Origin of the sequence: Curtobacterium sp. PhB172 (assembly GCF_003752545.1) — a bacterium.
Taxonomy (GTDB): Bacteria; Actinomycetota; Actinomycetes; order Actinomycetales; family Microbacteriaceae; genus Curtobacterium.
On record NZ_RKIF01000010.1, the window covers coordinates 1 to 21,186 of the forward strand.

22 protein-coding genes and 1 pseudogene are annotated in these 21,186 nt (G+C 71.0%); 12 read left to right on the forward strand and 11 right to left on the reverse strand.

Annotated elements, in window-relative coordinates:
* Both EDF42_RS14170 and EDF42_RS14175 read right to left on the reverse strand, forming a co-directional pair.
* A pseudogene (locus EDF42_RS14170) lies at positions 1-395 on the reverse strand (hypothetical protein); the annotation flags it as partial.
* Positions 396-674: 279 nt separating this feature from the next.
* Positions 675-2,060 carry an FAD-binding oxidoreductase gene (locus EDF42_RS14175; RefSeq protein WP_123672895.1) on the reverse strand — a complete coding sequence of 462 codons (1,386 nt, stop codon included), beginning with the start codon at positions 2,058-2,060 and terminating at the stop codon, positions 675-677.
* Positions 2,061-2,200: 140 nt separating this feature from the next.
* On the opposite strand from EDF42_RS14175, the gene EDF42_RS14180 reads away from it, so the two are divergent.
* Positions 2,201-3,154, forward strand: a complete 954-nt coding sequence (locus EDF42_RS14180; RefSeq protein WP_123672897.1) for a manganese catalase family protein — start codon at positions 2,201-2,203, stop codon at positions 3,152-3,154.
* Between the two features lie 19 nt (positions 3,155-3,173).
* On the opposite strand, the gene EDF42_RS14185 is transcribed toward EDF42_RS14180, so the two are convergent.
* The 4 genes from EDF42_RS14185 to EDF42_RS14200 all read right to left on the reverse strand — a co-directional run bounded on the left by EDF42_RS14185 (position 3,174) and on the right by EDF42_RS14200 (position 6,013).
* Positions 3,174-3,608 (reverse strand): VOC family protein, encoded by a 435-nt coding sequence (locus EDF42_RS14185; protein ID WP_123672899.1) that lies wholly within the window; start codon positions 3,606-3,608, stop codon positions 3,174-3,176.
* Between the two features lie 105 nt (positions 3,609-3,713).
* The gene (locus EDF42_RS14190) at positions 3,714-4,292 is read right to left on the reverse strand and encodes a hypothetical protein (RefSeq protein ID WP_260235508.1); all 579 of its coding nucleotides are present in this window, start codon (positions 4,290-4,292) and stop codon (positions 3,714-3,716) included.
* A gap of 169 nt (positions 4,293-4,461) precedes the next feature.
* A complete protein-coding gene (locus EDF42_RS14195; protein WP_123672901.1) occupies positions 4,462-5,103 on the reverse strand; it encodes a helix-turn-helix domain-containing protein in 642 nt (213 codons plus the stop codon).
* A 37-nt stretch (positions 5,104-5,140) separates the two neighbouring features.
* Positions 5,141-6,013 (reverse strand): DUF808 domain-containing protein, encoded by an 873-nt coding sequence (locus EDF42_RS14200; RefSeq protein ID WP_123294644.1) that lies wholly within the window; start codon positions 6,011-6,013, stop codon positions 5,141-5,143.
* 98 nt (positions 6,014-6,111) lie between these two features.
* Here EDF42_RS14200 and EDF42_RS14205 point away from each other — a divergent pair, with 98 nt between their 5' ends.
* Positions 6,112-6,381 carry a hypothetical protein gene (locus tag EDF42_RS14205; protein WP_123294645.1) on the forward strand — a complete coding sequence of 90 codons (270 nt, stop codon included), beginning with the start codon at positions 6,112-6,114 and terminating at the stop codon, positions 6,379-6,381.
* A 4-nt stretch (positions 6,382-6,385) separates the two neighbouring features.
* Here EDF42_RS14205 and EDF42_RS14210 read toward each other — a convergent pair whose 3' ends face one another.
* From EDF42_RS14210 to EDF42_RS14220, 3 genes are all read right to left on the reverse strand, one after another.
* Positions 6,386-6,781, reverse strand: coding sequence for an arsenate reductase ArsC (locus EDF42_RS14210; protein WP_123672903.1), 396 nt, complete (start codon positions 6,779-6,781; stop codon positions 6,386-6,388).
* A 28-nt stretch (positions 6,782-6,809) separates the two neighbouring features.
* Complete coding sequence (locus EDF42_RS14215) at positions 6,810-7,223, reverse strand: VOC family protein (protein ID WP_123672905.1); 414 nt, start codon at positions 7,221-7,223, stop codon at positions 6,810-6,812.
* A 165-nt stretch (positions 7,224-7,388) separates the two neighbouring features.
* Positions 7,389-7,982 (reverse strand): TetR family transcriptional regulator, encoded by a 594-nt coding sequence (locus EDF42_RS14220; protein WP_123672907.1) that lies wholly within the window; start codon positions 7,980-7,982, stop codon positions 7,389-7,391.
* Positions 7,983-8,050: 68 nt separating this feature from the next.
* On the opposite strand from EDF42_RS14220, the gene EDF42_RS14225 reads away from it, so the two are divergent.
* The 10 genes from EDF42_RS14225 (at position 8,051) to EDF42_RS14270 (ending at position 18,075) form a co-directional block, all read left to right on the forward strand.
* Positions 8,051-8,809, forward strand: a complete 759-nt coding sequence (locus EDF42_RS14225; protein ID WP_123672909.1) for an SDR family NAD(P)-dependent oxidoreductase — start codon at positions 8,051-8,053, stop codon at positions 8,807-8,809.
* Between the two features lie 128 nt (positions 8,810-8,937).
* Positions 8,938-9,351 (forward strand): hypothetical protein, encoded by a 414-nt coding sequence (locus EDF42_RS14230; protein WP_123340571.1) that lies wholly within the window; start codon positions 8,938-8,940, stop codon positions 9,349-9,351.
* Between the two features lie 189 nt (positions 9,352-9,540).
* Positions 9,541-10,368: an ABC transporter ATP-binding protein gene (locus EDF42_RS14235; protein ID WP_123673227.1), complete on the forward strand. Its 828-nt coding sequence runs from the start codon at positions 9,541-9,543 to the stop codon at positions 10,366-10,368.
* 13 nt (positions 10,369-10,381) lie between these two features.
* The gene (locus EDF42_RS14240) at positions 10,382-11,224 is read left to right on the forward strand and encodes an ABC transporter permease (protein WP_221181033.1); all 843 of its coding nucleotides are present in this window, start codon (positions 10,382-10,384) and stop codon (positions 11,222-11,224) included.
* Positions 11,225-11,408: 184 nt separating this feature from the next.
* Positions 11,409-12,569 carry an ABC transporter substrate-binding protein gene (locus tag EDF42_RS14245; RefSeq protein ID WP_260235509.1) on the forward strand — a complete coding sequence of 387 codons (1,161 nt, stop codon included), beginning with the start codon at positions 11,409-11,411 and terminating at the stop codon, positions 12,567-12,569.
* Positions 12,570-12,617: 48 nt separating this feature from the next.
* Complete coding sequence (locus tag EDF42_RS14250) at positions 12,618-13,682, forward strand: LLM class flavin-dependent oxidoreductase (protein ID WP_123672910.1); 1,065 nt, start codon at positions 12,618-12,620, stop codon at positions 13,680-13,682.
* Entirely contained in the window at positions 13,679-14,515 is an 837-nt protein-coding gene (locus EDF42_RS14255) for a cysteine hydrolase family protein (protein ID WP_260235510.1), read from the forward strand. The genes EDF42_RS14250 and EDF42_RS14255 overlap by 4 nt, the downstream gene beginning before the upstream one ends.
* Entirely contained in the window at positions 14,512-15,846 is a 1,335-nt protein-coding gene (locus tag EDF42_RS14260; RefSeq protein WP_123672912.1) for an NtaA/DmoA family FMN-dependent monooxygenase, read from the forward strand. Before EDF42_RS14255 ends, EDF42_RS14260 begins: the two co-directional genes overlap by 4 nt.
* 1 nt (position 15,847) lies before the next feature.
* Complete coding sequence (locus EDF42_RS14265) at positions 15,848-17,557, forward strand: MDR family MFS transporter (RefSeq protein ID WP_260235511.1); 1,710 nt, start codon at positions 15,848-15,850, stop codon at positions 17,555-17,557.
* 14 nt (positions 17,558-17,571) lie between these two features.
* On the forward strand, positions 17,572-18,075 hold the full coding sequence (locus EDF42_RS14270; RefSeq protein ID WP_123672914.1) for a flavin reductase family protein: 504 nt from the start codon (positions 17,572-17,574) through the stop codon (positions 18,073-18,075).
* Positions 18,076-18,179: 104 nt separating this feature from the next.
* On the opposite strand, the gene EDF42_RS14275 is transcribed toward EDF42_RS14270, so the two are convergent.
* Together EDF42_RS14275 and EDF42_RS14280 are read right to left on the reverse strand one after the other, a co-directional pair.
* Positions 18,180-18,767 carry a TetR/AcrR family transcriptional regulator gene (locus tag EDF42_RS14275; protein ID WP_123672916.1) on the reverse strand — a complete coding sequence of 196 codons (588 nt, stop codon included), beginning with the start codon at positions 18,765-18,767 and terminating at the stop codon, positions 18,180-18,182.
* A 76-nt stretch (positions 18,768-18,843) separates the two neighbouring features.
* The gene (locus EDF42_RS14280; RefSeq protein ID WP_260235512.1) at positions 18,844-21,093 is read right to left on the reverse strand and encodes an MDR family MFS transporter; all 2,250 of its coding nucleotides are present in this window, start codon (positions 21,091-21,093) and stop codon (positions 18,844-18,846) included.
* Positions 21,094-21,186: the final 93 nt, after the last annotated feature.

Here is a 21,186-nt window from a genome sequence, read left to right on the forward strand (position 1 = left end):
TCGCCGGCCTTCAGGGTCAGGCCGGAGTCGTCGTGGTTGAGCAGGCCCTGCACGTAGGGCTTGTAGTTGCCGTCCGGCGACCAGTACGTGACCGACCCGGCGGTGATCGGGAACGACACCGACCCGTCAGCGAGGGTCGCGTCGCCCGAGACGCCGGGGGTGAGCTTGAGGGCGGTGAGGGCGTCGGTGAAGCCGGAGTCGAGCTTCACGGCGGTGGAACCACCGAGGACCTCGGGGACCGAGGCGACCGGTGCGGGGATCTTCGACGACGACGACGAGACCGTGTGGACCTGGGGGGTCGAGGCCTGGGCGGAGGAGATGCCGAACGCGGCACCGCCGAGCACGAGGGCGCCGGTCGTGGCGAGGGTGATGGAGGTCTTCAGGCTCTTGCGCATGGTGATCGTTTCCTTTGCTGAGGTGTCGCGCTCGGCGCGGCTGCTGTGTGCGCGCCGAACACACCCTGGTGCAGGGTGGAGAACCAGCAATGTGCGGCTGGTGAGCGCTCCGGGTGTTTCCCGGTCTGTGCAGGTGATTCGGGGGCCTCCGGCAAAAGGTTTGGACCGATCTGTCCTCGTTACCGGTCTGTGACCTTCGCGCCCTGGACGCGACCAGACGACGGACGGGAGGCCCGGTGCCAGCTGGCACCGGGCCTCCCGTCCGTCGTCCACGTGGGTTCAGAACGCCTTGCCGGGATTCAGGGTCCCCGCCGGGTCCAGGGCGTCCTTGACGGCACGGTGCATCGCGAGGACCCGCTCGCCCAGCTCCTGCCGCAGGCCGGGCAGCTTGAGCAGGCCGACGCCGTGCTCACCCGTGACGGTGCCGCCGAGTGCCAGGCAGTCCGCGACGATCTGGTCGAACGCCTGCTTCGCGCGGGCCTTCGCGGCGTCGTCGCCCTCGGGAGCGATGATCAGCGGGTGCAGGTTGCCGTCGCCGGCGTGCGCGATGTTCGCGATGGTGACGTCGTGCGCGGCCGCCGTCACCTGGATCCGTCGGAGCATCTCGGGCACCGCGCTGCGGGGCACGCAGATGTCCTCGGTGAGCACCGGTCCGAGCCGCTCGAGTGCCGGGTACGCGAGTCGCCGTGCCCGGAACAGCCGGTCGATGTCGTCGGGGTCCGTGGCGCGCTCGACGTCGGTGCCGCCGGCCTGCGCGAAGACGGCTGCGACCTCGTCGGCGAGCTCGTCCCCCGCGGCACCGCGCTCGTCGACCCGGGCCAGCAGCAGGGTGTCGACGTCGGACGGCAGCCCGAGGTGCATCCAGTCGTCGACGGCCCGCAGGCAGGTCCGGTCCACGATCTCGAGTGCGGCGGGGATGATCCCGGCACGCGAGATCGCGGCGACGGCGTCCCCGGCGGCGCTGAGCGAGGGGAAGTAGCCGATCACGGCGCGTTCGTCGCGTCCGGCCAGGGGGAGCAGCTTGACGGTGACCGACACGACGATGCCGAGCGTGCCCTCCGAGCCCACCATCAGGCCGGCCAGGTCGTACCCGGCGACGCCCTTCGCCGTGCGGCGTCCGAGCTCCACCACGGAACCGTCGGCCAGCACGACGGTCATCCCGAGCACGTAGTCGCGGGTGACGCCGTACTTCACGCAGCAGATCCCGCCGGCGTTCGTCGCGACGTTGCCGCCGATCGTCGAGATGGCCGAGCTCGCCGGGTCCGGCGGGTACCAGAGTCCGTATTCCGCGACGGCAGCCCGCAGTGCGTCGTTGATCACACCGGGCTGGGCGACGGCGTAGCGCTCGTCGGTGTTCACCTCGAGCACGGCGTCCATCAGCTCGAGGGACAGGACGACCGATCCGGCCATCGCGTTCGCCCCGCCGGACAGCCCGGTCCCGGCGCCGCGCGGCACGACCCGCACGCCGGCGGCTGCCGCCCACCGGACGGTGGCGACGACGTCGTCGGTGCTGCGTGCGAGGACGACGGCGAGCGGTGCCGTGGAGTCGGCCCACTCGGCGTCGTCGTGGCGGTACCGCTCGAGCGACGCCGGGTCGCGGAGGACCTGGTCCGGCGCGAGCAGGTCGTCGAGGTCGGCGGTGTCGACGGCGTGACTGACGGTCATCGGTTCGGGGGTCCTTCCGGGCGCTGCGGTGCGGCGCCGACGACGATACCGCGCTGAGCGGACGACCCGTGTCGCCTGCCAGGGAGGCCGGACGACGGTGAGGCACGCGGCGGATCCGTCGCGGACGGCAAGGAGGCCCCATGTACTTCCACGCACAGACCTGGATCAACGAGATCGCCGACGGCGAGCCCGACCCGGCAGCCGCCAACGCCCTGCAGGAAGGGCTCGGCGGGCAGTTCGGCGAGATGCGCACGATGATGCAGTACCTGTTCCAGGCGATGAACTTCCGCGGCCCGGCGGCGAAGCCGTACCGCGACCTCATCCAGGGTGTCGGCACCGAGGAGATCAGCCACGTCGAGCTCATCGGCACCACGATCTCCCGCCTGCTCGACGGCTCGCCCGAGTACACCGGCAAGCTCACCGACCCGCTGGACAAGCCGGGTGCGAAGGGTGCGACGCCGCTCAACATCGCGCTCGACACGAGCAACATCCACCACTACCTCGTCGGCGCCCAGGGTGCCCTGCCGGTCGACGCGGCCGGCAACCCGTGGAGCGGCAGCTACGTCTACAACTCCGGCAACCTGCCGCTCGACCTGCTCTACAACCTGATGCTCGAGTCCACCGGTCGGCTGCAGAAGTGCCGGATCTACGAGATGACGGACAACCCCATCGCGCGCAGCACCGTCGCGTACTTGATCGTCCGCGACCAGGCGCACGAAAACGCCTACGCGAAGGCGCTCGAGACCCTCGGCGTCGACTGGAAGACCCTGCTGCCGATCCCGAAGACGAACGCCGAGCGGTTCCCGGAGGTCAAGGAGCTCCTCGACCTCGGGCTGCAGAGCAAGCAGTACAGCTTCGACCTCGACGGGGCGTCTGAGGCGGGCAAGATCTTCCGCGGGGCGTCCCCGTCGAAGGACGGCACGGACCTGACGGCGACCGAGCAGGCCCCGGCCGGCGTGCCGTCGTTCATCGCGCCGGAGCGCCTCGAGGAGTTCGCTCCCGGGCTCGACGCCGACCTGCTGGCGCTCATCCAGCAGACGGCGGAGCTCGAGCTCGACCAGGCCGAGACGCCGCTCTACGGGCCGGTGGTCTGAGTCCGCCCGCGCTCGCGGATCAGTCGAGGCAGAACTCGTTGCCCTCGACGTCCTGCATCACGATGCAGGACTCGTTGACCTGATCCGCGAGCATGCGGCGGAACTGCGTCGCGCCGAGCGCGACGAGGCGGGCGCTCTCCGCGTCGAGCGCTGCGAGACGTTCCTCGCCGACCAGGCCGGTGCCGACCCGGACGTCCAGGTGCACGCGGTTCTTCACCGTCTTGCCCTCAGGCACCCGCTGGAAGAACAGCCGCGGGCCGGCGCCGGTCGGGTCGACGCACGCGAAGGCGGAGTCCTGGTGCTCGGGCGGGAGCGAGGCGTTGAACGCCTGCCAGTCGTCGAACCCGGGCGGGGGAGCAGGGACCTCGTAGCCGAGGACCTCGCACCAGAACCGGGCGACCCGCTCCGGCTCGGCGCAGTCGAACGTCACCTGGACCTGTCGCACCGTTGCCATGCGCGCCAGGGTAGGCGCGCGGCGCGGGTCGCGCGCACCCGTTCTGCGACGGACCACGAAACGTTCGACGCGTGCACCGTCGGAACACTCGTGTTCCGACTCGTGTCAGTGCGGTCCGATGACGAACTGCTCCCGCACGACCGTCACCGTCGCCGCGTCCACGCCGACACTCAGGTGGAGCGGCGGGCGGTCGAGGACCAGTCCGAGCGCAGAGCGGACGCGAACGACTTCGGTCCTGGTGAGGCGCTCGCCCACCCTGTCCCGCCTGGTGACGAGCGACGCGAGGATCGCGAGGTCGTTCAGGTGTCGGTCCGCTCGTGTTCCTTCGCCGGTGAGGAGCGCGGACGCCTTGGCGACCAGTGCTCCTTGCAGGGTCGGTCGGTTCACACGACCCGTCCTGCCCGAGACCTCGACGTCGATCGTCTCGGATCGGTCGAGTGCCCCTTGACCGCCCGGCGCTGCGATCGTCCGACCACCCGTCACGCCGACCCGGTTGTCCGCTCGCTCGCCGAGGAAGCGTGGGATGAGGACGTCGATCTGGGCGTCGCCCTTCAACCACCGGTGTTGCACGCCACGTGTCCCCTCGAGCACGGGCGGTGCTTCGCCGGCAGACTCGAACCCCAGCGCGCTGAGCACGGCGGTGAAGTCGTGGAGGACTCGCGGTTGTGCGCGGACGTCGAGCACGGCGTCTGCGTCGTGAGTGGGCCGGGGCGGGACAGCGCCTCGCTCCCAGCACAACGATGCACCATCTGTCCGCCGACGAGTGCCCATCCACTCGGGTGGCGTTCGTGGACCTGGAACAGCGCATGCCGCGCTGCTGCCTGGGCCGACGTCATGGCCGGTGCGACGATCGTCACGACGCGGCCTGGAGGAGTGCCGCGACCCGGGACCGTTCGCGGATTCCGTCGTGCACCGCGAGGTCGACCAAGAGCAACCCGAGCGGAACCGGCGACGGGGGTTTCTGCTCAGAGACGTGCAGCAGGACGTTGGGCTGGTCGGAGGGGCGGAGGAGGTAGTCACGCCGGAGTGCATCGGCGTCGCTGGCCGCGACACGAGCCTCGAGCTGCCCCGCCGCGGCGATCTCCGAGCGGGGATCGCTGAAACCCGACTTCACCAGGCGACCGTCAGCGGCGAGGTCCTCGAGGTCGGCATCGGCCACTCGGAGACGAAGTGCAGGGACCGGGCGGATCCAGGCTCCGAGCATGCGGTCCGGTTCGGCGCTCCGAACGAGTTCGTCCCGGTAGCGGCGAAGACGGACCCGCTCCGGCGCGGAGAGGCCATCGATCGGCTGACCGGAGAGCGAGGCCAGCAGGTTGCTGCGCATCCGTGCACCGAGCGGTCGACTCGCGGCAGGACGATGTTCCGACGATTGGTCGACGAGCCACTGGCCGCCGACCTGGCGTGCTCGGATCGATCCCCCTTCGATCAGCGCCCGCACGCGTCGCGGTGACAACCCCGCGCGGACCGCGAACTCGGCGACACTCTCCTCAGCCATGTACACAAGTGTACCGATGGCGGAACAGAAGTGTAAGTCAGTGCTTCCCGCGGAGGCGACCGATGCCGAGGACGATCGCCACGACGACCATGCCGAGGACGACGCCAGCGACCGCCGAGACCGCGGTGTCGACGATCCACGTGATGACCGGGCCTGTGGCCTCGATCGCGTGCTCGATCGTGTGCAGCAGGTCGTACGGGCCGTGCCAGAAGGTCTCTGCGAGGTTCGCGATGACCAGGTGCCCGCCCACCCAGAGCATGGCCACGGTGCCGATGACGCTGATGACCCGGAAGACGGTCGGCATCGCCCGCACGATCCGCGCTCCTGTGCGACGGGTCCGGCGGACCGAGTTCTTCATCATCTGCAGACCGACGTCGTCGATCTTCACCAGCAGGGCCACCGCGCCGTAGACGACCGCGGTCATGACGAGCCCGATCACGATGAGGGCGCCGAGCGTCGGCCAGAGCCCGAGGTCGGGGTCGAGGCCGGCCAGGGCGATGAGCATGATCTCGGTGCTCAGGATGAGGTCGGTCCGGATGGCGCCGAACACGAGCTTCGGTTCGGTGACCGAGTCGGTGGAGCCGGCGCCGTGGTGGACACCGAACCACTCGGTGACCTTCTCCGCGCCCTCGAAGCACAGGTACGTCCCGCCGATGAGCAGGAGGTACGGCAGCACCCAGGGCGCGAACGCGGTGAGCAGCAGCGCCAGCGGGATGATGATGATGAACTTGTTGAACAGGCTGCCGAGGGCGATGCGACCGACGACCGGCAGCTCTCGGGCCGGCGCGAGTCCCTGCACGTACTGCGGGGTGACCGCGGCGTCGTCGATGACGACACCGGCGGTCTTCGCACTCGCCTTCAGGGCCGCGGAGAGGATGTCGTCCACCACGGCGAGCAATCCGACTGACATGACTTCGTTCTCCGCTCGTCCGGGCCTGTGACGGTGCTCAGCGTAGTGGGCGCGGCGGACCCTGAACGCCGCCGGGGCGCCGTCCGTAGGCTGACGGCATGGCTGACTTCACCGCTGCACAGGCCGCCGTCGTGCGGATCGAACGCGCCGAGGAAGGGCGTTGGGACCTCACGGTGATCAGCGACTCGGGCGTGAAGATGGGGCACGGCGTGTACCTGTTCGACGCCGCGCACGACGACGCCGAGGACGAGCAGGCCGCCGCACTCGACTTCGTGCGCGACTACGGCTTCCGGTTCGAGCGCGACGCCGTGCAGGCCGACGGCGCGGATGCCTACTGGGCGCCGCTGCTGCCGTCCGACCAGCAGTAACCGGCTACAGGGACGCGATCAACCGTTCGACCCGCATCCGGATGTCGTCGCGGATCGGGCGGACCTGCTCGATCCCCAGCCCGGCCGGGTCGGCGAGGTCCCAGTCCTCGTAGCGCTTGCCGGGGAACACCGGGCAGGCGTCCCCGCAGCCCATGGTGATGACGACGTCCGACTCGCGCACGGTCTCGGTCTCGAGCACCGCCGGTCGGGCGTCGGCGATGTCGATGCCCTGCTCGGCCATGGCCTGGACGGCGACGGCGTTGACCTGGTCGGCGGGCTCGCTGCCGGCGGAGAACACTCGGACGCGGTCACCGGCGAGGTGCTGCAGCCACCCCGCGGCCATCTGGGAGCGTCCGGCGTTGTGGACGCACACGAACAGGACGGCGGGGCGGTCGGTCATGCGCCCATCATCCCAGCGAGGGCGCCCGTCATCCCAGCGCTGACGCCTCGAACCCGATCAGCCACGTGACACCGAACGCGTCCCGCACGGTGCCGTCCCAGTCGCCCCACGGCCGTTGCTGCAGGGCGTCGACGACCGTGCCGCCCTCGGCGAGCGCGTCGAACCACCGCCGCAGCACGTCGGGTTCGTCGGCCCCGAGGAGCGAGAACAGCAGGCCGGTCGCCGCGAACGGCTCGTCGGTCTCGCTCGCGTCGGCGGCGAAGAGCTGCAGTCCGCCGGTGAGCTGCCCGTGGGCGACCGCGTCGGCGGGGCCGTCGGTCCGTGAGAAGTCGGCGTAGGTCGCGATCTGGACCTCGCCGCCGAAGACCCCTCGCCAGTGCTCGAGGGCCTGCCTGGCGGTGCCGGCGAGTTGGAAGTACGGCGACGGTCCGGTGACGTTCATGCCCGGACGATACCGCCGGGCGACGGCGCGCGCATCGACGCGCTGTCGCGCGACGTCCGTGGGAAGCGAGCGATGGGCTGAGCCGGGCCGGGTGCCGGACGGGAGGCCCGTGGCGCGCCCGCCACGGGCCTCCCGTCCGTCCGGTGGTCGTGTCCAGGGCGCGTCTCAGGCGAGCAGGGCGAGTGCGCGGTCCACGACGTCCTCCGGTCGGCCGTCGCCGTGCAGCGCCCACCAGGTGAGGGCCGCGCTCGCCGCGGCCGCCAGGGCGTGCGCACGCACCGACACCGCGAGGTCGTCGGGCGTCGCGCCGTCCCGCTCGGCCACGAACCGGACGATCGCGTCGGTCAGGGTCGTGACCGTGGCCGCGCCGACGTGCTCGAGCGAGGGGTTCGCCCGGATGACACGGAGTCGGTGGCGGGTGACCTCGACGGCGTCGTCGGGGAAGGTCGCGCCGATCCGGTACGCCGCGCGGAGGGCGTCCGACGACGACTCCGCGGACGGCCGCTGTCGGAGCGCGTCACCGAACCGCGAGGCGAACTCGTCGAGCCCGCCCCAGACGAGCGCCGCCTTGTTCGGGAACAGCCGGAACAACGACCGGCGGCTCACGCCGGCAGCTGCGGCGACGTCGTCCATCGACACGGCGTCGAAGCCCTGCTCGTCGAACAGCCGGAGCGCCACGAGGGACACCGCGTCCGGGTCGATCGTGCGGGGGCGTCCCGTCGGTCGATCGCTCGTCGGCCGGTCGCTCGTCGGGCGCATGGAGTCCTTTCGGCACTGAGTGCTATAACCATCGTGGCGCAGCGAGCGCCTCTCAGTGAGGAGACGACATGACCGACACCACCGCCGGACGTTTCACCGGCAGGACCATCATCGTCACCGGGGCGGGTTCCGGCATCGGACGCGCCACGGCGACGCGCATCGCGAACGAGGGCGGGCGGGTGATCGCGACCGACGTCGTCGCCGAACGCCTCGACGCGCTCCGCTCCGAACTCGAGGGCCTCGAACTCGAGACCGTCGTCGGCGACGTCGCCGCGACCGAGACCATCGACGCACTCATCGCGGCAGCGGGTGATCGCATCGACGGACTGGCGAACGTCGCCGGCATCATGGACGCCTTCCTGCCGCCGAGCGAGGTCGACGACGCCACCTGGGACCGCGTCTTCAGCGTCAACGTCACCGGACCGATGCGCCTCACCCGCGCCGTCCTGCCGCACATGATCGCCGCCGGCCGCGGCGCCGTCGTGAACGTCGCGTCCGAGGCCGCACTCCGCGCCTCGGCAGCGGGTGCCGCGTACACGGCGTCGAAGCACGCGATCGCCGGGTTCACCAAGAGCGTGGCGTTCTTCCACGGGCCGCAGGGCATCCGGGCCAACGCGGTCGCGCCGGGTGCGGTCGCGACGAACATCGAGGCGCCGATGCGCAGCGAGTACGCCGCCAGCCGGGTCGGCCCCATCATGCAGGTCGCCATCCCGCCGGTCGCGCAGCCGGAGCAGCTCGCCGCGGCCATCACCTGGCTGCTCAGCGACGACTCCGCCAACGTGAACGGCGCCGTGCTGCCGAGCGACGGCGGGTGGTCGGTCGTCTGACGCGGGAGTCCCTCGAGACGCCGTCGTCGTGTCCAGACGCCTCGGAAAACGGCGGCGTCTCGAGCGTTCGGCGGCGTCTCGGTGAGACGACGGCGTCTCGAGATGTCCCGCCCGCCTACACTGCCGACATGACCGAGGTCCCCGTCGCGCGCTCCGAGTGGGGCCGGTTCGCCCCCGACTCCGTCGAACGCCGGATGCTCGAGCACACCGGCACCGCCCTCGGCCTCGTCCTCCGCCCGCGCACGGTCGTGCTCGACCGCGCCCGGGTCGAGGTCGAGGGCATCGACGACGCCGACCGTGTCGTCGTGCAGCTCGTCGCGAACCAGGGCGCCTACAAGCCCGCCTGGCGCAACAAGGTGATGGCGGACCTGTTCAAGCTGCTGTGGCTGCGGCAGTCGGTCCCCGGCGTGGAGCGGGCTGTGCTCGTCGTCGCTGAACCCGCGGCGAGGGCGCTCGCCGGGTGGGTGGCGGTGGCCGCCGAGGACCTCGGCGTCGAGGTGCTCGTCTGGGACGGGCAGACCGCGGTGCCCTCGCCGCGCTGAGCCCAGTCGACCCGACCCGCGCACTCGTTCACACGTTCGCAACACATGTGGTCCGACTCCGTAACACGGGCGTCCTAACCTCGACACCAGCAGCGGATTTCCGCGTCGCAGACCAACCCGAGCTCGCGACGCACGCTCTCCGCCATACGAGACCGAGCCTGCGTGCTCGCCGACGGTATGGAGGAACGGATGACCACATCAGCGGTCCGCGTGGACGCGGTGCGCAAGGTCTACGGCAGCGGCCCGAGCGCCATGGTGGCCCTCGACGACGTCGAGTTGACCATCGAACCCGGGAAGTTCGTGTCGCTCATCGGCCCGAGCGGCTGCGGGAAGTCGACGCTGCTCCGCCTGGTGGCCGGGCTCGAGCCCGCCGACCGCGGTGACGTCCGGGTGCACGGTGTCACGCCGGCCCAGGCCTGCGCGGCGAAGCTCATCGGACTCGTGCCCCAGGCACCGGCGCTGCTGCCCTGGCTCACCGTGCTGCAGAACGTGTCGCTCGCCGGGCGCGTGAACCCGGGTGCCGGTCGTCGCCGCGCCGCCATCGAGGACCTCGAGGAGCGCCCGACCGGCACCGGCCCGGACATGCGCGAACTCCTGCGGATGGCGGGACTCGGCGAGGCTATGGACAAGCTCCCCGCACAGCTGTCCGGCGGCATGCAGCAGCGTGCCGCGATCGTCCGGGCCTTCGGCCTGCGCCCCGACGTCCTGCTGATGGACGAGCCGTTCTCGGCGCTCGACGAGTTCACCCGCGAGAGCCTGCAGGACCAGCTGCTCGACCTGTGGGACGAGCTGCGCACGACGGTGCTCTTCGTGACGCACTCGGTGTCCGAAGCCGTCCGGATGTCGGACACCGTCGTCGTGATGGCGCCGCGCCCCGGCCGGATCGTCGACGTCATCGACATCGACCTGCCCCGCCCGCGCAACCAGCGATTGTTCGAGGAACAGCGGTTCCACGAGTACGAAGACCTGGTTCGGACCCGGTTGCACAGCGCCTGGCGCATGACCGATGCGGCCTGAGGGAGACGGGACCATGAGCGCCACCACCACCTCCGCGCCCGCGGCGACCGCCACCACGGCCGACGCCGAACGACGCACCGCCCGCCGACCGGTGCCCGGTTGGCTCCGACCGACCGTCTGGTTGCCCCTCGTCGTGATGCTCGCCGTCCTGGCGGTGCTCTGGCAGATCGGCGCGACGGCGATGCCGTACCTGCTGCCGCCGTTGCCCGCGGTGGGGGAGACCCTCGCCACGCAGCTGCCCTACTACCTGCAGAACGCCGGCATCACCCTGGCGGAGTCGCTCGTCGGCCTGGCCATCGGGTTCCTCGCCGCCTTCGTGCTCGCGGTGCTGACGAGTGAGCTGCCGATCGTCCGCCGTGCGGTCATGCCGATCGCCATCGTGCTGAACGTCACGCCCCTCGTCGCGATCGCTCCGGCCCTGGTGGTGGCGTTCGGGTTCGGGCCGCTGCCGAAGCTCGTCATCACGGCGCTCATCTGCTTCTTCCCGATCCTGATCAACACCGCCGCGGGCCTCCGGTCCGTGCCGCAGCCCGTGCTGCAGGTGTACAAGACGATCGATGCCTCCCGGTTCGAGATGCTCGTGCACCTGCGGATCCCGAACGCCCTGCCGTTCGTGTTCGCAGCGCTCCGGATCGTGTTCCCGCTGTCGATCATCGGCGCGGTCGTCGCGGAGCTCTCCGCCTCGGGTTCCACCGGCGGCCTCGGCACCGTGATCAGCACGGCGTCGTCGATGAACCAGCTCGACGTCGTCTACGCGGCGATCGCGATCCTCGCGGTGATGGGCGTGGTCCTGCTCGGACTCATCACGGTCGTCGAGCGGCGCGTCCTGCACTGGCACCGCACCGCGAACGACTGACGCGCGGTCTGCCGGCCCCACCACGCGGCCGCCCCGCGGCCCTGCCGCACCACCCGCCGGCGCGAGCCTGCCCGCGCGACGTCAGCCGCGCCTCCAGGCCGACGTCAGGCGACCCACCGACCCACCCGCACCACCTGCACCCGCACCCGCCCTGCACCACCCATCCCTTCCCACAGGAGTGACCATGCAGCACCGCACCATGCAGCACAGCACCATGCACCGCACCACGCACCGCACCACGCACCGCACCAAGGCCGCACTCGCGGCTCTCGCCACCGCCGTCGTCGCCCTCGCGCTCACCGGCTGCAGCACCGGCTCGAGCGCCGGCACCACCTCGTCCGAGGGCAGCGCGATCTCGGCCGAGCGGTGCAAGGAGAACCAGGACGCCGGCAAGATCACCTACCTGTCCGGCTACCAGTACCAGTCGTCGGCGTCGATCCTCGAGTACATCGCGGCGGACGAGCTCGGCTACTTCAAGGACCTCTGCCTCGACGTGACCCTGAAGCCGGGCTCGGGTGACACCGCCCAGAACACGAAGCTCCTCGCCAGCGGTCAGGCCACCGTGTCCGCCGTCGCCGAGCAGGACCTCATCCAGGCCCGCGCGAACGGCATCGACATCACCGGGATCTCGTCGTACTCGAACGCCGGACTCGACGTCCTGATGACGAACAAGGACATCACGAAGCTGCCGCAGCTCGACGGCCAGGTCGTCGGCCACAAGGGCTACGTCCCCGCCTCGGTCCGCGCGATGATGGAGAAGGCCGGAGTCGAGTGGGACTCCCTCACGCTCGTCAAGGAGGGCTACGACCCGTCCGTCCTGCCGCGCAAGCAGAACGGCCTCGAGGCGCTGACCGGTTTCGTGTCGAACGAACCGAACCTGCTGAAGGCCGCCGGTGACGACGTCACCGTCTGGCAGCCCGTCGACTACGACATCCCCTCGTCGATCGGCGCGATGGCCGTGAACCCCGCCTTCGCGAAGGCGCACCCGACCGCGGTCGAGGACGTCCTGCGCGCAGCCCTGCACGCCTACGACTTCTGCTCCGCGAGCGAGGCGAAGACGAAGCAGTGCGTCGGGTACGCCGCCAAGCTGTCCGGCGCGACCTACGACACCGCCCAGAACACCAAGATCTGGACCACCGAGACGAAGGTCATCGCGGACAACCCGACGCCGGACCAGCCCCTCGGCGGGATCGACCCGGAGAACGTGACGAAGCTCGTCGACATGCTGCACCAGTTCGACATCGTCAAGAGCTCCGTGACCGCCGACGACGCGAAGAGCTGGTTCACCAACGAGTACATCGACGCCATCACGAAGGACGGCGAGACCGTGTGGCCGGCACCGTGAGTCCCTTCGTCACCGAGTGTTCCGCAACGACCAGAAAGGCGGCGTGAGATGCCCGCGAAGGAGTACGGGATCTTCCTCCCGATCGGCAACGGCGGGTGGATGCTCTCCACCACGGCACCCCACCCCGAGGCGACCTACGCCTGGAACAAGCGGGCGGCGCTGCACGCCGAGACGATCGGCCTGGACTTCGTGATGTCGATGGCGAAGTGGCGCGGCTTCGGCGGCTCCACCGACCACTGGGGCCGCTCCCTGGAGTCGATGACGATGATGGCCGGCATCGCCGAGGCCACCGAGCGCGTCAAGATCTGGGCGACGATGCACGCCAACGTCCACAACCCGGCGGTCGCCGCGAAGATGTACACGACGCTGCAGGACGTCTCCGGCGGCCGGGCCGGCATGAACATCGTCAACGGCGCCTACGCGGCGGAGTTCGAGCAGTTCGGGATCTGGGACGCGGCCCTCAGCCACGCCGACCGGTACCGGATGACGGAGCTCTGGACCGAAGCGGTCACGCGCCTGTGGACCGAGGACAGCGTGACGATGCACACGCCGTACTTCGACCTCGACGCGTGCGAGTCCCGCCCCCACCCCGCATCGCGGCCGACCATCATCAGCGCCGGCAAGTCCGAAGCGGCCCGGGCGTTCCAGGCGAAGCACGCCGACGGCGCCTTCCTGGCAGCGGACAGCCTGGACGAGATGCGCGACCTGTCCCGCGACGTCCACGACCGAGCCGCCGCCGAGGGACGCGAGTGCCGCACCTACTCGATGCTCACGGTCGTGCAGGGCGAGACCGACGCCGCCGCGCAGCGGAAGGTGCGCGAGTGGGGTGCCGGCGTCGACCGCGAAGCACTGGCCTCGATGCGGGCGTCGTGGGGCGTCCCCGCCGAGCAGGCGCGTGCCTGGGCGGACGGTGCTGCCGGTGAGGACGCGTTCCAGACCGCGTACGTCGCCGGGTCCGCCGAGACCGTCACCGAGCACATCGAGTACATCGTCGACCGGGGCGAGCTCGACGGCCTGATGCTGATCTTCCCCGAGTACGACCACGACATGGTGTTGTTCGGGGAGACCGTCCTGCCGGCGCTCCGCCAGCACGACGCGGCGGTCGTCCGGTGACCGGGGGACTCGACGCGGGTCGCGACCCGCGGCTCGTCAGGCTGCTGGACGGGGGATCGCTGGCTGCCGGTTCGCCGGCTGGCGGTTCGCTGGCTGCCGGTTCGCTGGCTGCAGGTTCGCCGGTTGGCGGTTCGCGTCCCGCGCTCGTCGTCGTCGACGTGCAGCGCGACTTCGGTGAGCCGGCGCGGATCGCCCCGTACGGACTCGACGACCGCGCGTCCGTCGCCGTGGACGCCGCCGTCACCCGCATCGGCTCGCTCGTCGACGAGGCCCGCGCAGCGGGCGTCCCCGTCGTCTGGGTCGAACTCGGCAGCGACCCGGCCCGGCCGTGGCGCTCCAGCACGTGGCTGCGCGGGGGCGACCCGGCCGGACCCATGCCGGACGACGAGCCGTGCCGGATCGGCACGGAGGGCGCCGAGTGGTACCGCACGGCGCCCGCGCCCGGTGAGACACGCGTCGTCAAGCGCGGCTACAGCGGGTTCCTGGGCACTGACCTGGAGGCCCGGCTCACCGCCGCAGGGATCGGCTGGGTCACCGTCGTGGGACTCACGACCGAGTGTTGCGTCCTCGCCACCGCACAGGACGCGATGCAGCTCGGCTGGCCCGTGGTGGTCCCGCAGGACGCCACCGCCGCGTACGACACCGACGTGCACGACGCCGCACTCACCCTGATCGACCTCAACGTGGGCGTCGTGACCGACGCCGACGAGACGGTGGCGCTGTGGCGCGCGGCTGCTGACGCTGCTGCGTCTGCTGCTGATGCTGCTGCGTCTGCGTCTGCGCCCGGGTCTGCGTCTGCGTCTGCGTCCGCTTCGCCGGTGGGTGCGCGATGAGCGGCATGCACCTGGCCTACGACCTGTCCTTCACCCACACCGAGGGGCGGTGGGCAGCGGCCGGCAGCTGGGTCGGCCAGGACTTCCCCGACGTCCGCATGTACATGGAGGTCGCCCGGACCGCCGAGCGCGCAGGCGTCGACATGCTGTTCTTCGGCGACGGGTCCGGTGTGCCGAGCACGTGGCGCGGCAGCATCGACCCGGCCGTCGAGTGGGGCATCCAGTGGCCCCGGCAGGACATGTCGCCCGTGATCGCCGCGATGTCCACCGTCACGGAGCACATCGGGTTCGGGCTCACCTACTCGTCCACGTTCACCCACCCCTTCTCCGTCGCCCGACTGCTCAACTCGCTCGACCACGTCACCGGCGGGCGGATGGCGTTCAACGTCGTCGCCTCGTCGCGGGGCGCGGACGCGGCGAACTACGGGTCGGACCACCTGATCGACCACGACCTGCGGTACGAACGGATGGAGGAGTTCATCGGCGTCTGCCGTGCGCTCTGGGACTCCGTCGCCCCCGACGCGATCGTCCGCGACCGCGCGACGGGGCGGTTCGCCGACCCGGCCGGGGTCCACCCCATCGACCACGACGGCCGCTTCTTCAAGGTGCGCGGCCCGCTCGCGAGCGTCCCGAGTCCGCAGCGGCACCCCGTCGTCGTGCAGGCCGGCAACTCGCCGCGCGGCATCGCCGCCAGTGCGTCGTTCGCCGACCTGGTGTTCGGGTTCGGATCGAGCGTCGCCGGACAGCTCCGGCACCGGAACGCCCTCGACGCAGCGCTCACCGACGCCGGTCGGGACCCGTCCGGCGTCGGGATCCTCTGGGCGACCCAGGTCATCGTCGGCGCCACCGACGCCGAGGCCACCGCCCGCCGTGACTCGCTGCTGTCGTTCTGGAACCGCGAGGCCGTCGGCACCTTCATCTCGCACAACGCCGGGTACGACTTCTCCACGCTCCCGGAGACGTTCCGCCTCGGCGAGTTGCGCGACGAGATCGTCGCCGCGCAGGCGAGCCCGGCCGGCCTGGTCGGTAGCCTGGTCGCCGAGTTCGGCGAGGACCACACCATGGACCGCGACGACTTCTTCGAGCACGGCTGGCGTGCCGCGACGGGCCTCGACCACATGCTGGTCGGCGACGCCGCGGGGGTCGCCGACGCCCTGCAGGAGAACTTCGTGGCGACCGGCGGACGCGGCGGCTACATGCTGTCCAGCCCGCTCGGCATGCCCACCGGGTTCGCCGACCTGAGCGAGCTGCTCGTGCCGGAGCTGCGCGCCCGAGGTGCCCTGGCGCCGCGGTACCCGGGTTCGACGCTCCGCGAGAACCTGGCGGTGTGAGGTGACCCCGGCCCGTCGGTGGCTCGCGCTCGGCGGGCTCTGCCTCGGCTTCTTCATGCTGCTGCTGGACAGCACGATCGTGTCGGTCGCCCTGCCGGACATCGGCAGCGACCTCGGCACCGAGGCGTCGCTGTCGGTCTGGGTGAACAGCGCCTACCTGTTCGCGTTCGCCGTGCCGCTCCTCGTCGCCGGACGGCTCGGCGACCGCTTCGGGCACCGCCGGGTCTACCTGCTCGGGCTCGCGGTGTTCACCGTCGCGTCGGTCGGGTGCGCGTTCGCACCGGGCATCGGCGCGCTCATCGTCTGGCGCGCCGTGCAGGGCGTCGGAGCCGCCCTGCTCACACCCCAGTGCTTGACGGTGATCCGCTCGTTGTTCGAACCACCTCGACTCGCCGTCGCGCTCGCCGTCTGGAGCGCCGGCGGCGGTGCGGCGACCGTCGCCGGTCCGATCGTCGGCGGCGTGCTCGTCGAGGCGTGGGGGTGGCCGTCGGTCTTCCTGGTGAACGTGCCCGTCGGCATCATCACCGCCGTCGCCGTGCTCCGGTTCGTGCCGGTGTCCCGACGCATCGCGGTGCCCCTACCGGTGCTCGCCGTCGTCGGGGTGACCGCCGGGGTGTTCGCGGTCGTCGTCGGTGTCCAGGGCACGGGCGACGGCGTCCTCGCCGAACCCCTGCCGCGGGTCGGTCTGGTGGTGCTCGGCGCACTCGTCGTCGCTGCGGTGCTCACGGTGCAGCGCCGCGCGGGGGACCGGGCGCTCGTCCCGCTCGGGCTGTTCCGCGACCGCGGGTTCGTGACCGGCTCGTGGGGCGCGACCGCGGCATCGTTCTGCGTCGGCTCTGCCCCGATCCCGCTCATGCTCGACCTGCAGGACGGACGTGGTCTCGGACCGGGTGCCGCGGCCCTCGAGCTCGTGCCGATGGGGGTCGCCTGCCTGGCCGCCGCACCGTTCGTCGGCCGCACGACGAACACCGCGGGCCCCCGTGCGACGGCGACCATCGGCGCCGTCCTGCTCGTCGTCTCGGTGGCACTGACCGCCGTGCTCATCGGGACCGCCGCACCCCTCTGGGCGGTGGCGACGGCGTTCACCGGCTTCGGGGTCGCGAACGCGTTCGTCTGGTCGCCGTTCTCGCTCGCGGCGGTGCTCGGGGCCGGACCGGCGACCATCGGTGCGGCGTCGAGCACCTTCAACACCGTGAAGCAGCTCGGTGCCGTCCTGGGCAGCACGGTCACCGCCGTGCTCCTCGCGGTGTCGACCGACGCGGTGGCCCTCGGTGCCCTGGCGCTGGCGGCCCTCGGGGCACTCGTGGCGGCGGCGTCCCTGCCAGGGCGAGCGCCGGCGGTCCTGACCGGCGCGGTCGTGCACGGCGCCGGGGTCGGGCACGGGCTCGGGTTCCCGACCGCCAACCTGCTGCCCGACGACGCGGGCGCTGTTCCGTCGGACGGGGTCTACGTCGGCTGGCTGACCGCGCCGACGTGGTCCGGTGCCCGTGAGGCGCTCGTGTCGATCGGCAGCAACAGCACCTTCGCCGACCGGCCGCGCACCGTCGAGATCCACGTGCTCGACTTCGACGGCGACCTGTACGGCACCCCCGTCGAGCTCACCGTCGGCCGTCGGCTCCGGCGGCAGCGCACGTTCCCCGGGCCGGACGCCCTCGTCGCCGCGATGCGTGCCGACGAGCGCCGTGCCCGCACCCTGCTCGCCCGCTCCTGAACGAAGGAACCACCATGCAGCACGACTTCATCGACGACCCGCTCGACATCCGTGAGGCGATCGCCGAGGTCCCCTCCGTCGTGGCCTCCATCGCCGCGCGGGTCGAGGGCGTGCCGGTCGTCATGGTGGCGACGTCGTTCACCGTCGGGGTCTCGTACGACCCGCCGCTCGCGACGATCGCCGTGCAGCACTCGTCGACGACCTGGCCGGACCTGGCCGGGGCGCCGGTGCTCGGCATCTCCGTCCTCGCCGAGGGGCACGCGGCGCAGACCCGGCAGCTGGCCTCCCGCGATCGGTCGCAGCGACTGGTCGGCGTGCCGTCCACGGACACCGGGGCGGGAGCGATCCTGCTCGACGGCGCCCACTCGTGGCTGGAGTGCTCGGTCGAGGCCGTCCACCGCGCGGGCGACCACGACATCGTGGTGCTGCGGGTGCTCCGCTTCGCCCGCGACCGCGCCAACGCCGCGCTCGTCTGGCACCGACCGGCGCGGCAGCGAGCAGGCGCCACCACCGCCTGACGTTCTTTCCCAGAACGCGTGCGATGGAAAGCGGAATCGGGCGTACCTGGTCAGAAGTTCCGACCCGGTACGCCCGAAACGACTCGGTACGCGGCACGGAAGGCTCAGGAGGCCAGCGCCGCCATCTCGCGCACCACGGCCCGGAGCCGCACCGCGAGCTCCTCGTTGTTCCGAACGGAGTCGCGGTGGGCTGCCTCGCTGAGCGCCGACATCACGAGCGTCACCGCCGTGCGTGCGGTCTGGTCGTCGGTCCTGGTGCCCACGACGCTGAGCAGGGACTGGCGCGACTCGGCCATCCACTGCATCACCATCGAGGACATCTCGGGCCGGAGCACCAGCAACTCCTTCATCCGTCGGCGGTCCTGGGACAGCGGTACGGTCGCCGCGACGAGGGTGCAGAGGTCGTCGACCAGGCCGCCACGAGCCTCGGTGAACCATGCTGCGGAGGGCTCCGGGACCTCGACCGAGTCGAGCCCGAGGGCCGCGTGCGCCTTGGACGAGAAGTAGTTGAAGAAGGTGCGGGGCGAGACGTCGGCATCGGCGCAGATCTGCTCGATGGTGACGCCGTCCAGCCCGTGCGCTGACACCAGCGTCAGGGCCGCGTCGTGCAGCGCCTGCCGGGTCTGCTGCTTCTTGCGCTCCCGCAGGGTGCACGGCTCCGTCGCCACTGCAGCTGCCGGGGTGGTGATCACGTGGACTCCTGGTGGTGGTGGGGGGTGGTGGGCCGCCCGTGCCGGAAAGGGGGCACGGCACGGACGGCCCGGTCGGTCACCGACGGTGCGACGGTGTGGATCCGGTCGAGCCCGATCCGGTCGAGCCCGATCCGGCCGAACCAGATCCGGCCGAACCAGATCCGGTCGGCACCGATCCGGTCGGCACGGACCCGGTCATCGGACCGGTGAACGAGCCGGCGTCGGCAGCGGCTGCGCCGGCCTCGGCCTCGAGCTGGGCCTCGGCGGACAGGTCGGCACGCTCCTGCAGGGCGGAGCGCTGGCGCAGCGGCGGCACCCGGAAGAACCAGGTGAGCACGAACGCGAGCAGGATCACACCGAGGCCGACCCAGTAGATCGTCACGGACGAGGCGTTGAAGCCCGCCATGAACGGTCGGGTGAGGCGGCTGTCGGCACCGGTCAGGAACGAGGTGTCGTTCGTGCTGGTGGCGCTGTCGCTCGTGGTGTTGCCGTCGTCGATCTTCTTCGCGAGCTCCGGGGTGAGCTCGTCGACCCAGTACGAGCGCTGCGAGGCGTTCGACCAGTCGACGGACACGGTGCCGTCCTGCACGCTGGCGTGTGCCTGGTCGGCGACCTGCTCGAGGGCGGACTGCTCGGCCGCCGGCGTCGCCGCTGCGACCTGCTGGTCGATGACGGACTGGGCCGAGGCGGCGGGGACCGCACCGGCGGCGACCTGCTGCTGCACGGCTGCCGTGACCTGCTCGGTCACCGCGGCGTCGGCGGCCTGCGTCGCCTTCGCGGAGGCAGCGTCGAGCTGCGACTGCACGGTCTTCGTCAGCGGGGTGACGACGGGCGTCCAGATCTTGTCCATCGCGCCCTGGTTCGCCTTCGCACTGGCGACGGTGGGGTTGAGCGCGGCGTCGAGCGCCGGGCCGAGGTCCTTCTCGTTCGCAGTCGCGTGCAGGATGTTCGCCGGCATCACCGAGAACAGGATGGAGAGCAGGACCGCGGTGCCGAGCGTTCCACCGATCTGCCGGAAGAACGTGGCGGACGACGTGGCGACACCCATGTCACGGGCCTCGACGGAGCCCTGCGAGGCCAGGGTCAGCGACTGCATGACCGAGCCGAGGCCGAGGCCGATCAGGAACATGCCGATCATCAGGAACCAGAGCGGCTTGTCGATCGACATGAAGGTCAGGACGACGTAACCGGCGGACACGAGCGCGGTGCCGATGACCGGGAAGATCCGGTAGCGGCCGACACGGGCGACGATCTGACCGCTCGTGATCGAGGCGATCATGAGACCGCCGACCAGCGGGAGCGTGGCGAAGCCGGACTCGGTCGGGGTGAGCCCCACGACGATCTGCAGGTAGAGCGGGATGGTGAGCATCGCACCGAACATCGCGAAGCCGACCAGGAACCCGATGACGGTCGCCATCGAGAACGTGCCCGAGCGGAAGAGCTTGAGCGGGATGATCGCCGCGTCGCCCATCTTCGACTCGATGAGCAGCAGCCCGATCAGGCCGACGACCCCGACGACGTAGCAGGCGATGGCGGCGGGGGAGCCCCAGCCCCAGATGCGGCCCTGTTCGGCGACGAGCAGCAGCGGCACGAGGGTGACGATGACGGCGGTCGCGCCCCACCAGTCGACCTTGGGCTTCGCGTCGTCGGCACTGTGCACCTTCGGCAGGTGCAGGAAGACGATGACCATGAGGAGCGCGGCGACACCGATCGGCACGTTGATCAGCAGGACCCAGCGCCATCCCGTGATCCACAGGATCTCGGAGGAACCGGCGAGCAGCCCGCCGATGAGCGGCCCGATGACGGACGAGATACCGAACACGGCGAGGAAGTAGCCCTGGTACTTGGCACGTTCGCGCGGGGCGAGGATGTCGCCCATGATCGCGAGTGGCAGCGACATCAGCGCACCGGCACCGATGCCCTGCACGGCGCGGAAGGCCGCGAGCATGAGCATCGAGGTGGACATCGACGACAGGACGGCGCCGAGGATGAACACGACGATGCCGAAGATGTAGAGGGGCCGGCGGCCGAAGATGTCGGAGAGCTTGCCGTAGATCGGCGTCGCGATCGTCGAGGTGATCAGGTAGGCCGTGGTGACCCAGGCCTGCTGGTCGAGGCCGTGCAGGTCGTCGCCGATGGTGCGGATCGCCGTGCCGAACACCGTCTGGCCGAGGGACGACAGGAACATGCCCGCCATCAGGCCGTAGATCACCAGGAGGATCTGGCGGTGGGTCATCAGGGGCTGCGGGCCGGTCCCGCCGGAGGCTGCTGGGGCCTCGGCGGTGTGCCGACCGTGCTGCACCTGGACGGGTGCGGTGGCGGTCATCGAACTCCTTTTTCGTGCTGTGTAACTTTGCAGACCGCGCAACGATACATCTGTTGCTTCCAGCAAGCAACTAAATGTGCCCGCTACGCTGGC

Bases quoted from the DNA above. Each gene is read 5' to 3' on its own strand.
- EDF42_RS14240 (WP_221181033.1), top strand. From the start codon at position 10,382: ATGAGCGCCACCACCACCTCCGCGCCCGCGGCGACCGCCACCACGGCC.
- EDF42_RS14210 (WP_123672903.1), bottom strand. From the start codon at position 6,781: ATGACCGACCGCCCCGCCGTCCTGTTCGTGTGCGTCCACAACGCCGGA.
- EDF42_RS14215 (WP_123672905.1), bottom strand. From the start codon at position 7,223: ATGAACGTCACCGGACCGTCGCCGTACTTCCAACTCGCCGGCACCGCC.
- EDF42_RS14235 (WP_123673227.1), top strand. From the start codon at position 9,541: ATGACCACATCAGCGGTCCGCGTGGACGCGGTGCGCAAGGTCTACGGC.
- EDF42_RS14250 (WP_123672910.1), top strand. From the start codon at position 12,618: ATGCCCGCGAAGGAGTACGGGATCTTCCTCCCGATCGGCAACGGCGGG.
- EDF42_RS14175 (WP_123672895.1), bottom strand. From the start codon at position 2,060: ATGACCGTCAGTCACGCCGTCGACACCGCCGACCTCGACGACCTGCTC.
- EDF42_RS14270 (WP_123672914.1), top strand. From the start codon at position 17,572: ATGCAGCACGACTTCATCGACGACCCGCTCGACATCCGTGAGGCGATC.
- EDF42_RS14180 (WP_123672897.1), top strand. From the start codon at position 2,201: ATGTACTTCCACGCACAGACCTGGATCAACGAGATCGCCGACGGCGAG.
- EDF42_RS14200 (WP_123294644.1), bottom strand. From the start codon at position 6,013: ATGTCAGTCGGATTGCTCGCCGTGGTGGACGACATCCTCTCCGCGGCC.
- EDF42_RS14225 (WP_123672909.1), top strand. From the start codon at position 8,051: ATGACCGACACCACCGCCGGACGTTTCACCGGCAGGACCATCATCGTC.
- EDF42_RS14185 (WP_123672899.1), bottom strand. From the start codon at position 3,608: ATGGCAACGGTGCGACAGGTCCAGGTGACGTTCGACTGCGCCGAGCCG.
- EDF42_RS14230 (WP_123340571.1), top strand. From the start codon at position 8,938: ATGACCGAGGTCCCCGTCGCGCGCTCCGAGTGGGGCCGGTTCGCCCCC.
- EDF42_RS14220 (WP_123672907.1), bottom strand. From the start codon at position 7,982: ATGCGCCCGACGAGCGACCGGCCGACGAGCGATCGACCGACGGGACGC.
- EDF42_RS14280 (WP_260235512.1), bottom strand. From the start codon at position 21,093: ATGACCGCCACCGCACCCGTCCAGGTGCAGCACGGTCGGCACACCGCC.
- EDF42_RS14260 (WP_123672912.1), top strand. From the start codon at position 14,512: ATGAGCGGCATGCACCTGGCCTACGACCTGTCCTTCACCCACACCGAG.
- EDF42_RS14245 (WP_260235509.1), top strand. From the start codon at position 11,409: ATGCAGCACCGCACCATGCAGCACAGCACCATGCACCGCACCACGCAC.
- EDF42_RS14195 (WP_123672901.1), bottom strand. From the start codon at position 5,103: ATGGCTGAGGAGAGTGTCGCCGAGTTCGCGGTCCGCGCGGGGTTGTCA.
- EDF42_RS14205 (WP_123294645.1), top strand. From the start codon at position 6,112: ATGGCTGACTTCACCGCTGCACAGGCCGCCGTCGTGCGGATCGAACGC.